Origin of the sequence: Mycobacterium sp. MOTT36Y (assembly GCF_000262165.1) — a bacterium.
Lineage (GTDB): Bacteria > Actinomycetota > Actinomycetes > Mycobacteriales > Mycobacteriaceae > Mycobacterium > Mycobacterium intracellulare.
In genome coordinates, this window is record NC_017904.1 from 2,883,706 (window position 1) to 2,898,056 (window position 14,351).

Sequence of the window (14,351 nt, forward strand, 5' to 3'; positions counted from 1 at the left end):
CCCCGCGGTCCGCTGGATCAATGCCATTGGTGTCATGTCAAGGCCCATCAATCCGCCGGCACCACGATGATCGTGGCGGTGGTCGCGACGCCGTCGGTGGCCGCCGCGGCGACGCCGGTCGTGCCGTTGCTGACGGTGCGCACACCCGCGCCCGCCAGCGCGCGTCCGGCCACGCTCGCCATGGCCATCTCGCCGAACATTGCGCCCTGCGACGTGGCGGTCATCGCCGGGGCGGCTCCCAAACTCGCGCCCGGCAGTACCGACGCGACCGTCTTCATGACGGGGGCGGCGGTGGCCCAGCCCTGCGGAACCGACAGGGATCCGACCAGGGTCGCGCGGCCCATCGACCCGGCCACGCCCCCGAGCTCCGGTGTCACCGCGGCGACGTAACCGCCCCGCAGCGGCGCAAGCGGCGACAGCCCCCCGGCGATGGCCCTTCCGCCGCCAAGCAGTTCGGCGACGCCCGGCGCGTTTTGGGACAGCCCCAGAGCCTGCAGCGACAGCAGCCACCATCCGCCGGGCACGATGATCGCGCCAATGGGGCTGTACGCGCCGGTGACGGCCGCGAAGAAGGGCCGCAGGGCGGCCGTGATGGGGTAAATGGCTTCGATGATCGATGCCGCCGGCGTCGCCGCCGCGGCCGACGGGGTCGCCGCAAGTCCTTGCAGCATCGTCGGCGTCACGTTGATCAAGGCCGACAGCTCGGACGGGATGTCCGAGGCGGCACTTTGCGCGATCGCCGCGGATTGTCGTGCCACCGCGGACGAATCGGTGGTCCGCGGCGGCTCGGTGAAGGGCGTCAGCCGCGTGGCCGCGGCCGACGAGGCGGCGTAGGTATACATCGCCACGGCATCCTGGGCCCACATCTCGGCGTACTCCGCTTCGGCCGCCGCGATGGCCGCGGTGTTCTGGCCGAGGATGTTCGTGGCGATCAGCGTCATCAAGAGACTGCGGTTGGCAGCGATCACCGGTGGGGGCACCGTCGCCGCGAACGCGGTCTCGTAGGCCGCGGCGGCGAGCCTGGCCTGGGTCGCCACCTGCTCTGCCTGGGCGGCCGTCGCCGTGGCCCATGCCACGTAGCGCGCGGCCGCGGCGCTCATCGACGCCGCCGCCGGTCCCAGCCAGGACCCGACGGTCATGCCGGCGATCGTCGAGCTGTAGGCCGCCGCGTAGGAATACAGTTCGGCTCCCAGCGCATCCCATGCCGCGGCGGCGGCCAGCAGGGGCCCCGATCCGGCACCCACGTACATCCGTCCTGAATTGACCTCTGGTGGCAGCGCCCCGAAGTCCACCCGTTGCCTCCCGTCCTCCTCTGGCGCCAGGGTAGGAGCGAATATGCGGCCTTCCCGCAAACAAGCCACGGCTCAAATGGAATTCATGAGATTCGCCGGTGGAGCATATGTGTATTCCATGTGTTGCACCGGCGCCGCTCCAACGCGTCCTTCGACTGAGAAATTCTCAGGATCGGCATTCGGCGCCGGGGCCGGCTCCACCGACCTCGGACGCCCGCGGCGTGAAGGTTCGCTAAGCGCAAGGGATTTCGCGTCTGAGATGCGCAGGGAGGCCGCCTGCTACGGGGCTACCTTCTGTTAAGTTGCTGCGGGCAATAGAATTTCGCCGCAATCGCCAAGAACGACGTCGCGTGGTCGTCGGTGAGTCCGGGGTTTTGGCTCTTCAATTCGTCCACCATTTGGGGACCCAACTCGCCGTTTGCCATCGACACGCACACGGCTTTGGCGAACTTTATCGCCCCATCCGGGGTCGAGTACGTGATGCCGGCGCCGCGCAGCGACGCGAGAAAAGCGGCCTCGTCGCCGCCGGTCGTCCCCGGGTCGCTGTGCGCGAGCGGGGTCAGACCGAGGGCGACCGAAACGCCGACGCCCAGCGCCGCCAGCAGTCTCATGACTCGTGATTCTCCCATGCGGCGGCGAGGCGTTCGGCCGCCCAGGCGGACGGCCGACGGGTCAGGCCTTGGAGAGTTGGTTGGGGCAGTAGAACTTCGCGGAAAGCAGGGCGAAATTGGATGCCATCTCCATGTCCATGCCGGGGTTGTGGGTTTTCACGTCGTGGACGACCTCCAGGCCGGGTTCGCCGTTGTTCAAACACGAGCACACCGCCCGCCCGGCGGCGACGGCCGAACCCGGCGTGGCAAAGCTGAAGCCGGCTTGGTGGAGCGCCGCGATGAAGCCTCCGTCGTCACCACTCGGTTCCGGCCCGGGATCGGCGTAAGCCGGCGCGGCAAGGCCAATCGTCGCGAAGGCACTCAGGAGCGCCAGTAGTCTTGTCATCACTGTCCACCTTCCGTCCTCACGCGCGGTCGCTGCGTGAACATCGATTGCCTTGTCCCCTAACCCAACTGGGCATCCGTCGGCAGGACTTTGGACTTGTCCCCCTTCTTCAGATGCACCGCGTGGATGCCGGGCTTCTTGGCCAGCTGCTCGAGCAGCGCGTCGAGGTTTTCCTGATCGACGTTGTGGTGCTGCACGCTTTCGGGTTTCTCCGAGATCTGTGCGACAAGGCGTTTCAGCTGTTCGGGTGATTGCTTGTCCTTGAGGTCCTTGATCGCGGCCATCCGGTTGCGCACCCCGCCGCGGACCACGGTGGGCCCCCCGGAGCCCAGCGCGCTGCCCAGCATCCCGGCCAGGCCCATCGAACTGAACAGGCTTCCCTCGCCCAGCGCCGCCGCCGGCACGGCCTCGGTCCCGGCGGCCGACAGGGCGGCGGCGACGGTCCTGACCGACGGCGTGGCCGTGGCCCAGCTGGGCGGGATCGACAGCTTGCCCACCAGGGTGCCGGCATTGCCCATGCCGGCGATGGGGTTGATCGCGCTGTACAGCGTGCCCCGACCGAAGCCCAACGCCCCGAGCCCCGCGCCGAGAGCGTCCTTGGGCAACGCACCGTACGCGATGGGAGGGGCGAATTTGAGCCACTGCGACAACGGAAAGTTGACCAACAATCCGACGTCGTTGAACTGGGTGGTCAGGCCCAGCGGCACCTTCACGGCGTTGTACGTCGCGGTATAGAAGCTCGCCCCGCCCGGGACGGTGTTGAAGAGATTGGTCATGAACGTCTGATAGAGGTACGCCAGGTTCGCCGCGCCGGAGAAGGGCCCGCTGTAGGGCAGCGTGGTGGTCGCCGCCGTCGCCGCGGCATTCGCCACGTTGGCGGCGGGGGTGCTGGCGGCCGACGTCACCGCGGCCGCTTGCATCGGTTCGGCCGCCGCGCTGGTGGTCTGGGGAGCCGGGCTGAACTCCGTCAACTTATTGGAAGCGGTCGCCGAGGACGCGAAGTAGGTGTCCATCGCCGTGGCGTCCTGCGCCCAGAACTCGCCGTATTGGGCCTCGTTCGCGGCGATCGCGGACGTGTTCTGCCCGAAGAGGTTAGTCGCCACCAATTGCACCAGCAGCGCCCGGTTTTCGGCGATCACCGCCGGCGGCACATGGGCGGCGAAGGCCGTCTCGTAGGCGGTTGCCGCCTCGGTGGCCTGGGTCGCGGATTGTGCTGCGGCCGCGGCGGTTTGCTGCATCCAGGTCACGTACGGGGCCGCCGCGGACGCCATGGCAAACGACGACGGACCCGCCCAGGGCCCGGCGGTCAGGCTCGAGATCGTCGCCGCATAGGACGTCGCGGTGGACTGCAGTTCGGTGGCCAGGCTCTGCCAGGCCGTCGCCGCGGCCACCAGCGATCCCGCGCCCGGACCGCTGTACATCCGGCCCGAATTGAACTCCGGCGGAAAGGCTCCGTAAAACATCCCTGCTACCCCCTGCCTCGGCATTCGAGCGAAAGCACCTGGCTGCCATGCGGTTTGGTCATCGCGGTCATTCCTCGATGCATGGGATCACGATGATGGTGGCCGCGGCCGGATCGGCTTCCGCGGCAACACCGCCCAGCGCTCCCATCGCCGTCGCGGCGCCCCCGACCGGACGGGTTGCGGCGGCGGCGACGGCGCGTCCGGCCAGGCTGGACAGGGCCATCTGGCTGAACACGCCCTCCTCGCCGGCCATCGCCGCCGGCGCCGCCGCCAGGTTCGTCGGCAACCCCTGGGCGAGCGTCCGTATCGCCGGGGCGGCTTCCGTCCAGCCCTGCGGCACCGACATGCCGCCGACCAGAGCGGCTTTGCCCATCGATCCCGACACCTGCCCCGCCCCGATCGCGGAGCTGAGCATGGGCTTGACGGCGTTGGCGCCACTGGTGAGCGGGGCCAACGCGCCCGAGATGGCTTTCGGCCCAGCCAGATAGGCGGCCGCACCCTGCCCGTTCTGTCCCCAGGCGTACGCCTGGCCGAACGACAGGAACGGGCCGCCGGGGATGGTGGTCCACGACTGCGGCGAGTACACCCCGGTCACCACCGACCAGAACTCGTTCCAGTTGGTGATGAAATTCGGCGTCGTCAGTTCGGCCGATGACGTTGCCGACGAGCCGGCGTTCGCCACGGATTGCGCCGCAGGCTGCAGCGTGCCGCTCAGCTGCGACAGCTGGGTGGCGGTGTTGGAACCGGACTGCCCGCTACTCTGGGCGACCGCGGCGGCTTGGGCGGGCCCGGCCGAATCGTTGGTGGTGCGCGGTGGCGGTGCGAACGGTGTCAGCGCCGACGCGCTCGCCGAGGACGCCGCATACCCGTACATTGCGGCGGCGTCCTGCGCCCACATCTCCATGTAGTGGGCCTCGGTCGCGGCGATCGCCGGGGTGTTCTGGCCCAGGATGTTGGTGGCGACCAGCGTGGCGAGCAGGGCGCGGTTGGCCGCGATCACCGGCGGTGGCACGGTGGCCGCGAATGCCGTCTCGTAGGCGCCGGCGGCGAGCTTGGCCCGCGCGCCGGCCTCCTCGGCCTGCGCCCCGGTGGCGTGCATCCACGCGACGTACGGGGCGGCCGCGGCCGCCATCGCCAGCGACGAGGGGCCCGTCCAGGGGCCCGTCGCGAGGGTCTCGATGGTCGAGCTGTACGACGCGCCCGTCGTCTGCAATTCCGCGGCCAGCTCGTCCCAGGCCGCGGCGGCGGCCAGCAGCGGGCCCGATCCCGCGCCGACATACATCCGGGCCGAGTTGTATTCCGGCGGATACGCGCCGAAGTCCAGCATTCAGGTCCTCCTCGAGTCTCGGCCACGCCCAGCGCGGCATCGCGGGCTCGACAAACTCGCGCCTGGAAGGGAATTCACGAAACAAGCCTTCGAATGCGGACGCACATTCCATCGGTTGGAAGACAGCAAGCCCTACTCTCCTAGCTGCAAACCGGCGCCATAAAGGGCGGATGAATGAGTAGTCAAGCCACGCTGCTATCGCAATAAAGATGTTGCACCGTTGGTATTCAGGCGGCGTTCCCGCCAGGTAAAGCCGTGTAAAACATCGATGTCGCGGCCTTCGGGACCGGTGTGAGAACGGCGCATGACAGCCTTTCGATTAGTGGCGCATATCACCCGGTATGCGCGCGACGGGCGGGGTTGGCGTGCTGATGTATTGCTTCGACGGTGTCCGCATTGAGACGCAACGCGACGGCCAAAAACTTTCTTTATCGACGATGAGTTCCGGCTTTCGGAATTGCCAAAGGCGCGATTCCGCGCCATTTCCGCGAAATGCGATTAAGCCCCGGTTCGAGCCGACGGCGTCGTCATCGCCGAACTGGGCGGGTGTGGTCACGCTGTGTCGTAGGGTCCGTTCATACCACTAGACGCGGCCAGTCTGCTGTGGCGCTGGTGGGCCACTGACAATTTCCTGTGGGGCGAATTCCCGTAGGGCGCAGCGGCTTTCGGGCGTGACACAGACCTCTCGGCGCACGGCGGCGCTGCGATCGGCACCGCGAATTTTTCCATGCGCCGTTGTAAAGATCCGGGCGGTAACGGTTTTCGGCCGAAGCCAACGGCGCGCGTGCCCGAGAGCTACCCGGCGGCGGGCGGGCGCACCACGAAGTTCGGCCGGAATCCGTACTGCGGGACGGCGCGTCCGAGTCCGTGGTTGCCCATGGGGCTGAACGGCATGCCGGGCATGCCGGCCGCCATCGCCGGGGGCGGGGCCACCATCGGGGTGCCGCCCAGCGCCGACGGCAACGGACTGGCGACCGGCGCTGGCGGGGCCCAGCTCGGCGGCACCGACAGCGGGCCGACCAGGGACGCGCGGCCCAGTCCTGCCGAGACCGACGCGCCGGCATTGCCCACGCCCGCCAACCCCGACAGTCCCTGGGCGCTTGTTCCGATGCCGGTCGTCACCGGCGCGCCGCTCGCCAGGTCGTTGAGGGCGCCGGTGCTGGCGCCGATCAGCGTCGAACTCGTTACGGTCTGCACCACCTGCGCCGGGTCGAGCGCGCCGGTCGACGTGATCGTGTTCCAGAAATTGCTGTTCGGGTCCAGGATCGACGACAGGCCGGACGTCGATCCGGTCGACGATTCCGTCGGCGACGACAGGGTCTGCAGCGCGTTGGGCACGGCGGTGTTCAGCTGCGACACGGTAGCCTGCTGGTTTCCCGCGGAGGTGCCCGTCGCCTGGGCGACCGCGGCGGCCTGGCGGGCTTGGCCGTCCTGGCTGGTGGTTTGCGTGGGATCGGTGAACATGGGCAGGCGGGTGGCGGCGGCCGAGGAGCCGGCGTAGCCGTACATGGTTGCCGCGTCCTGGGCCCACATCTCGCCGTACTGCGCCTCGGTGGCCGCGATGGCGGGCGTGTTCTGGCCCAGCACGTTGGTGGCGATCAGCGTCGCCAGCTGCGCGCGGTTGGCCGCGATCGCCGGCGGTGGCACGGTGGCCGCGAACGCGGCCTCGTAGGCCGCGGCGGCGGCTTCGGCCTGGGTCGCGGCCTGCTCGGCTTGGGTGGCGGTCGTGCTCATCCACGCCACGTACGGCGTCGCGGCCGCGACCATCGCCGCCGATGCCGGGCCGTGCCATTCCTCGCTGGTCAGCGCAGAGAGCGCCGACCCGTACGACAGTGCGGCCGAACGCAATTCCGCGGCCAACCCGTTCCACGCGGACGCGGCAACCAGCATCGGGCCCGACCCGGGCCCGGCATACATACGCGCGGAGTTGATTTCGGGTGGGAGCGTTGCGAAGTCCACGAACATTTCGGGCCCCTCCCCTAGCCGGTCGCGATGGTGTCGGCCAGCGCCCGCGCCCTCGAGGTGCGGCACATGGCGTCGATGCTGAATTGTGTTGCTGCTAACACTGCTAACTGGCAGCACGACATGGGAAACGACATCGGAATTCTCCTCACAGCAGAGACCGAACTCAGCCGTGGTTCGCCCGAATCAGGCTAATTCCGCGCACACTCGCGCACGCACGCGTAATGCGTTGGCGTGCGCGAGAATATGTGGAAGGAGCCGATTCAGGCTACGAAAGGTGGCCGGGGTCGGATCGCAACGAAATGGTCATCGATCTGGGATACGGACTATCACCGGGACTCATTCCGCTCTCACCTCCTCGCGGCCAGGGCATACGGGGATGCCATACGTTGCACGCGGGGATAGGCACCCAACGCGAGAATCGTTGGGCGCGCACCCCTCTCGTCAGAGCTTCGGCACCACACGGCGTATCCGGTCACCAGAGCCGGAAGCCACTTGGGCTCAACCCTTAATCCGGGAGGAGCTGTCCTGACCCTGGGCGTCTCTCGACGTTCGAGGTCAGTGGCCTATGTCCGTGCAGACGCCTCACCTAGCGAGGTGCTTGCACAGGCCATGGTGGCACTCGGCCTACGCCGAGTCAAATTGACGTGCAACACAACCGCGCACCAGCGCGTAGCCGCCTGGCCGGCTAGTTCGCCTTCTCGGCGACCGCCGCGTTCAGGCCCTCGGCGAGATCCTCGCGGGTCAGCTCCTTGAACCGCAGCAGTTGGCGCTCGCTGAATTCGGTCACGTCGCTGGCCAGGACCGCATCCAGGTCCTCGTCGTCCAGGCGGAAACTGCGGTGATCGCGGGCCTTTTCCACCACGTTGCGCACGAAACCGGCATTGCCCAGCGTGTCGATGCCGCGGATGAGATCGCCGTCTTCCGAATACGTTTCGTCGAGATAGAACTTGGTGTAGGACGGCAGGAGGGCCTGCGCCGATTCATCGGTGATGACGTCTTCGTTTTCCTGGCCCATCAACCGGGTCAGCGCGACCAGTTCGTCCGGGGTGTAGCTGAAGAACTCGATCACCGTCGAAAAGCGCCGCCGCAGACCCTGATTCACTTCGAGCATCTTGTCCATGGCCTTGGCGTAGCCGGCCCCGAAGACGACCAGCTCGTCGCGGTGGTTCTCCATGTACAGCAGCAACGTGTTGATGATCGCGTTGCCGTAGGGGTCGCCCTGCTGGTAGCCCTTTTCGTGCAGGGTGTGCATCTCGTCGAAGAACACCGCGCCGCCCAGGGCGCCCTCGAGCATCTCCTCGGTGTTCTTCTCCGCGTCGGCCATGTACCGGCCCAGCAGCTTGGTGCGGCTGGTCTCGACCACCACCGGTTTGCGCAGCACCGTCAACCCACACAGCTGCTTGCTGAAAGCCCTTGCCACCGAGGTCTTTCCGGTTCCCGGCGGACCGAGCAGCAAGGTGTGGCGCGACGTCACCGGCACCGGCAGGCCCATCTTGGCGCGCGCCAGGTTCACCTTCGTCGTCGACTTGATCAACTTGATCTCCCGCTTGGCCCGCTCCATGCCCAGCATGGCGTTGAGCTCGGCATCGCCCTCGGCCAGGTACTTCGCGGCCTCCTCGGCGTGACGGGCGGCCTCCGCCTCAGCGCGGGTGGGCGCGCTGTCGGGGTCCCACGGGTCGGTGCGGGCCTCGATCGTCTCGGGGTCGGTCAGGATCAGGCGATAGTTCGGGTTGTCCAGCGCCTCGCGCGCGGGGGTGAACTTGGGATCACGCGAATAGACGCGCCGCAGCAGCTCGACGGCCTCGTCCTCGCGGCCCAGGTGGCGCAGGCACATGCCCTGCGTGTACAGCGCGATGTTGGCCGCGCCCGGTACCCGGTCGCCTTCGATGGCGTCCTGGCCGCGGCGCAACGCCTCCTCGAACACGCCGAGCGAGGCCAGGGCGGTGGTGGCCATCGCCGCCCCCGCGGCCTTCAGCTCGGGCTGACGCCACCCCTTGCCCTCGGAGAATTGGTTGAGCACGTCCGGCCACCGCCCGGTGCGGAAGTACAGCACGCCCCGCACGTAGCTGACCAGCTCCTCGTCGAAGGCCTGGCGGGGTTCGACGCCGTCGAGCAGCTTCGCCGCTTCCGCATAGTGTTTGGCCTCGGCAAGCACGGCCGCGTAAGCGCACGCCAGCGACTCCACGCTGGTCACCGCCAGCCGCAGGAACAGCCCGTCGGAGACCTCCGGGCGGAACTGCAACTCGGTGACCCCGAGGCGGCGGGTCTCCCACCCGAACGTCCGGATCGACGACCAGGCACCGGCGAGCACGTCGAGGCTCTGCTCCCCCGCCAGCATCCGCGCCAGCCAGGCGTCGCACATCGACGGGTCCAGGTTGGTCGCCGTGGTGAACATCTGCGACGCGACCTGCGGGTTGTGGCTGGGTTGCAGCCCGTTGACCGACACGCCCGACGCCAACAGGCCGGCGACCATCGCGTTACGGGCGCCTTCGGCGGTTGATTGGGGCCTCGTCATTGCGCTACAGGTACGCCCGCCGAGCTCCCTCGCAGCTGGTCGACGGACAGCGAGAGCTCATCGTCGTCGGCGCGCAACGGACGGCTCGGCACGGATAGCAGCGGGCGGGCCGTCGGGGCGGGCAGGCTGGCCCGCACCGCGGCCAGCTGACGACCGGTGAGGCGGTTCAGCCCCGACGACACGTTTCGGCGCAGCCGCTTCTCGGTGTGATAACGCACCCACGCCGACACCTGCGGACGGCCGCCGCGAGACGTGAGCCGGATGGTCAGCACCGTGGCGAAAGTGTCGTCCTCCCAAAGCTCCTCGAGCTTGTCGGTGGTGATGTCCGACGGCGTCAGCCACAGGCTCGTCACGAACCCGTTGAAGTGCTTGAGGCGGCGCCATCCCGGACGGCTCCACGTCGGCTCCAGGTCGGCGAGCACCGCGCGGTCGACTTCGGCGAGCTCCTCGGCGGTCAACGGCCTTGCCGCACAGGTCAGCCCGTCGAGATCTTGGGCGAGCCGTTCGGTGGCCGCCACCAGGGTCGACGCCAGCGAATCGCGGGCCGCCACGGCGGCCACGTTGCGCTGCGGGTTCATCCGCAGCACCAGCCAGGTCCTGCGCACGTAGGAGGTGGGCTGATCGTTCGCCACCTCCCATTCCTCGGGGCCCCAGTCGTCGAGCTTGGACAACTCGGCGGCATTCCCGCCGCGGCGCACCTTCACCGACACGATGTCGATGTCGTCGAGGTGGATGTCGAACTGGCGCAGCCCCGAGGCGACGGCCTGCACCAGCAAGGTGGGCCGGGACGACCGGTGGCGGTGGCGCGACGCCGGGTCGTCCTCGCCGCCGTTGACGGCGATCACCGTGACGAGCTGGCCCTGGTACTCGCGCACGCCGACCTTGTCGCGGCCGAATCTGCGTTGGTGATCGATCGCCGGGGTGCAGCCGGCGGCCAGCGCGGAGCCCGGGTCGGCGGACCAGTCCCACAGCCAGGTCGCAATCCCCGACGTCACCGTCAGGCCGTGGTAGGTGACCAGCGACAGCAGCGCGACCAGCACGGCCAGACCCACCCCCACCCAGAACGCGATGCGGTAGGTGCCCTGCCAGGACTCCGGGCAGTGGCTGGCCACCGCCATGATCACGACGTCGACCAGGAACACCGTGGTCAGCCGCGACCACGACAAAGACAACCCGAACCTGCGCTGTGCCTTCATGAGTGCTGCTGCTCCGCCCCTATTGCTGTTTCCGTGATCGCTTCATCAGCATCGCCGTGCCGAACACCCCGCCGCCGATGAGCAGCGCCACGAACAATCCTCCGGCGGCGACCCATACTGGCACCATATCCCGCGGCGGGGCGGGTTTCGGAACGGTCAGCGGCGCCGACAGCTGCTGCGGCGGCTTCACCGGACCGTCGGGCACGTCCCAGGTCAGCGCCGCGACCGGGTCGACGACCCCGTGGCCGACCTGGTTGTCCACTCCGCGCGCGGGCGCGCGGGCGGTGCGCGTCAGCCGGTTGATGACCTGATACGCCGACAGCTGCGGGAATTTGGCGCGCACCAGCGCCGCCACCCCCGACACGATCGCCGCGGAGAAGCTGGTGCCGGACGGAACCAGCAGCGTGTTGTCCGGTCCGTCGATCGCGTTGATGAGCCCGTCGTCCCGCGGCGACAGCCCGACGACGTCCGTCCCGGGCGCGGCGATGCCCACCCACGGCCCGGCCACGCTCGTCGACGCCTGGCCCTGATTGCCCTGGCTCAGCGGGCGCCCTTCTTCGTCGACGGCGCCGACGGTCAGGACGTAGTCGCTGAACCAGGACGGCGTCACGACGGTGGTGACGGCATTCCAGTTGCGAGGATCGTTGGGCTGCAACGGATCATGAGGCGGGTTCTGCTTGCAGTCCTTTTTGCTGGTATCGCCGGCCGCGGCCACGATGACGACGTTCTTGTCGACCGCCGCGTAGCGGACCGCGGCGCCCAGCGAGCGCTGGTCGATGACGTTGCGCGCGCTCATGCATGTCACGTCGGAGATGTTGATGACCGACGCGCCCATGTTGGCGGCGTGCACGATCGCCCGCGCCATCGTCTGGACGTTGTCGATCTTCGCCGACGTCTGCGGATCCTCATCGCCGGTGTAGGCGTCCTTGAGGCCGAAGGCCTGGCTGGACTGCCGGATCGCGATGATGTCGACGTCCGGCGCGATCCCGCTGAACGCGTCCGGTCCGCCCTTGGTGGGTGCGGGTGGCGGCGGTGCCGGCGGCGGCGGGTCGAGCGGGCGCGGATTGTCGACCGTGACCACGTGCCCGCCACCGGAGTAGCCGGGGATGGTCACCGTGCCGGTTCCGTGGTTGCCCGCCGGGGCCTGCCCACCTTGGGGCGGCCCGGGGGGCGGTCCGCCGGGCTGCGGCGGCGCCGGTGGCGGCGGGGGCGCCCCGAAGGGGCCTGGAGCAGGCTGCTCCTGGGGCGGCGGGGGCACCATCGTCACGGTCTGGGGCAGCGGCGACAGGGTCACCGTCTGCGGCGGCGGCGCTTTCGGCGGCGGCTCCGTGGTCGGAATGGTGACCGGCTTGCGCGGTGCCGCCGGCGGTACCCCGGCGCCGTTGGCCGGCGCCGCGCCGATCATCGACGCCACGAGGGTGCCGTGCGCGTCGCAGTCGGACAGCCCGTCGCCGGACATGATGTAGTCGCCACCCGGGATCAGGTGCGGAAACCGCGGATGCGGCGTGACGCCGGTGTCGATGACGGCCACCTTCTGGCCGGCGCCGCGACCGAACTGCCACGCCTCCTGCAGGTTCAGCATGTCCATGTATTTGGGCTGCAGCCGAAAGTCGGTCCCGGGCAGCACGCCCACCTCGGTGCAGTACGAGTTCTGCTTCATGGGCGCGCCCGGCCCGGGTGGGCCGTCCGGCGGCACCGCCGCCGCGTCGATCGTCGGAGGCGAAATCGCATAGGCGGGCGGCAGATTCGCCAACGCGCCCGAGGCGAGCAGGGCAGCGGCGACGGTCGCGGCGGTCGCGCGGCCACGCCACACTTTGCGGTCAGCGATAGCGGATTGCTGCATAGACATTCATCAACCACAATGCCAGCGGGAAAATCGGCATCAGGCAGAGGTATTCAATCCATTCCACGAATTTGCGGAATAGCGGGCTGTAGACCGTGTTCGGCACCACGGCCGCGGACGTCAGCCCCGCCGCCGGCACCAGAACCAGAATCGCCGCGCAGATCGAGACCGCAAGCGAAGACTGCAACACGAGCGCGTACCGCACCACGACGGCACCGACGATCAGCACGCCGGTTCCGGCCAGGGTGATCGCCTGCCAGCGGTCGACGTACGAGCGGCCGCGCAGCAACAGGAATCCCGCGCTGAAGCCCGCCAGCAGGACCGGCAGCCAGCGCTGCCCGGTGTGCGGGTCCGACAGGGCGGTCAGCGAGACGACCATCAGCACGCCGAGCCCGATCAGCAAACCCGACAGGAAGGAGCGGGCGCGTTCGGCCTGCGTCAGGACGTCGCGGACCGAGGCGGGTCCCTCCAGAACGGGGGGGCCGCCGTCGTTGCGCACCACGGTGGTGGGCAGGTCGGGCCGGGCCTCGAACACCCATCGGCTGGTGGCCGACGGGAAGACGGGCAGGCGGATGCCGGCCAGCCGTCGTGAGATCGCCGGTGCGCTCTGGTAGATCAGAACCGATACGAGCACGACGCAGGTCAGCAGCGTCACGGCGCTGGTCATGGCCACCATCCGCGCCAACGCGGCCACCGCCGCGATCGAGCTGACTGTGACGATCGCGGTGTAGATCGACAGCCGACGCCCGGTGAAACGCAGCGCGAGGATTGCGGCGATGGTGAGCACGCCGAAGCCCAACACCGCGTGGGGCGACCCCACACCGCCGGGCGGCGCGGCCGCCGCTGCCACCGACACCGGCGCGAGGCTGCTCAACAGCATGGTGTCGGCGACGCGCCGCTCCTGCAGGGTGGTGGCCCGCATCAACAGCAACAGCGAAACGCCCAGCATCAGCGCGCCGATCACGCCCGCGTAGACGGTCGGCAGCCACGAGTTGTGGTGCCAGCGCCACCAGCCCAGCAAACCGGTCGCGGCCGTCACCCCGATGGCCACCATCGACGCACCGACCTGCACGGCAACCACCGGGTCGATGGCGGCGAAGCGCTTGCTGAGGTTCGCCGCGACCGCGGTGGAGATGTGCTCGATGACCTGCGAGCGGTGCTCGGTGTCCGGGATGAACCGGATCCACAACCGGTCGCCGTCGTAGACGTCCTGCTCGCTCAGCGATTGGGTCGCCCGCAGCGGCGAGCCGTCCACCAGGCACAAGGCCCACCGGCCGCGGCCGGTGGCCTCCAGCGGGGCCTCGCCGAGCTCGCGGAGCCGGCTGTTGACGACCTTCAGCAACGGGTCGGTCATCACCGAGACGGGGGCGTTCGCGTCCAGCAGGACGCCGATCTGGACGCCCGTGCCGGCCATCACGCCGACGACGACCGCCTGGGGCTGTGAGATGCCCTCTACATCAGGCTGTGGTACTTCAACGACCGCAGTCATCGCCTTGCACTCCCTACCGTGATGAATGTGTGAGCCCGTGCCGCCGTTCGCGTGCCGGCCGGCGCCGGTGTTCTCGCCGAGGTGCTGCGCTCCCCCGCGCAGCGCATTCCTACTAATTGGAATTCCATCTGCCTCGCCTTGCGATTAAGAGTTGTGGTTGACACCGGTTTTCAGTTTGCTGATGCCTTGACAGAAGTATGCCGTGTTCGCAGCTCAACCGCATGTTGAGTGCGACCACATTGATGAAATCTGTGTTTCGCGCGAA

10 protein-coding genes and 1 riboswitch are annotated in these 14,351 nt (G+C 68.8%); all 10 genes read right to left on the minus strand.

Annotation, left to right across the window (positions count from 1 at the left end; all coding sequences use genetic code 11):
• Positions 1–47: 47 nt before the first annotated feature.
• The 10 genes from W7S_RS13280 to eccD all read right to left on the minus strand — a co-directional run bounded on the left by W7S_RS13280 (position 48) and on the right by eccD (position 14,086).
• Positions 48–1,292, minus strand: a complete 1,245-nt coding sequence (locus W7S_RS13280) for a PPE family protein (RefSeq protein ID WP_041297848.1) — start codon at positions 1,290–1,292, stop codon at positions 48–50.
• A gap of 287 nt (positions 1,293–1,579) precedes the next feature.
• Positions 1,580–1,903: a DUF732 domain-containing protein gene (locus W7S_RS13285; protein ID WP_014711703.1), complete on the minus strand. Its 324-nt coding sequence runs from the start codon at positions 1,901–1,903 to the stop codon at positions 1,580–1,582.
• Positions 1,904–1,964: 61 nt separating this feature from the next.
• Positions 1,965–2,291, minus strand: coding sequence for a DUF732 domain-containing protein (locus tag W7S_RS13290; protein WP_081490105.1), 327 nt, complete (start codon positions 2,289–2,291; stop codon positions 1,965–1,967).
• A gap of 56 nt (positions 2,292–2,347) precedes the next feature.
• Positions 2,348–3,751: a PPE family protein gene (locus tag W7S_RS13295; protein WP_014711705.1), complete on the minus strand. Its 1,404-nt coding sequence runs from the start codon at positions 3,749–3,751 to the stop codon at positions 2,348–2,350.
• A gap of 67 nt (positions 3,752–3,818) precedes the next feature.
• Positions 3,819–5,078, minus strand: a complete 1,260-nt coding sequence (locus W7S_RS13300; RefSeq protein WP_014711706.1) for a PPE family protein — start codon at positions 5,076–5,078, stop codon at positions 3,819–3,821.
• Positions 5,079–5,873: 795 nt separating this feature from the next.
• The gene (locus W7S_RS13305) at positions 5,874–7,043 is read right to left on the minus strand and encodes a PPE family protein (RefSeq protein WP_014711707.1); all 1,170 of its coding nucleotides are present in this window, start codon (positions 7,041–7,043) and stop codon (positions 5,874–5,876) included.
• 426 nt (positions 7,044–7,469) lie between these two features.
• Positions 7,470–7,644: riboswitch (M-box (ykoK) riboswitch) on the minus strand.
• 84 nt (positions 7,645–7,728) lie between these two features.
• Positions 7,729–9,558: a type VII secretion system ESX-5 AAA family ATPase EccA5 gene (gene eccA5 / locus W7S_RS13310; RefSeq protein ID WP_008257033.1), complete on the minus strand. Its 1,830-nt coding sequence runs from the start codon at positions 9,556–9,558 to the stop codon at positions 7,729–7,731.
• A complete protein-coding gene (gene eccE, locus W7S_RS13315) occupies positions 9,555–10,754 on the minus strand; it encodes a type VII secretion protein EccE (protein ID WP_014380194.1) in 1,200 nt (399 codons plus the stop codon). The genes eccA5 and eccE overlap by 4 nt, the downstream gene beginning before the upstream one ends.
• Before the next feature lie 19 nt (positions 10,755–10,773).
• Entirely contained in the window at positions 10,774–12,597 is a 1,824-nt protein-coding gene (locus W7S_RS13320) for a type VII secretion-associated serine protease mycosin (RefSeq protein WP_008257037.1), read from the minus strand.
• On the minus strand, positions 12,575–14,086 hold the full coding sequence (gene eccD / locus W7S_RS13325) for a type VII secretion integral membrane protein EccD (protein WP_008257040.1): 1,512 nt from the start codon (positions 14,084–14,086) through the stop codon (positions 12,575–12,577). The genes W7S_RS13320 and eccD overlap by 23 nt, the downstream gene beginning before the upstream one ends.
• Positions 14,087–14,351: the final 265 nt, after the last annotated feature.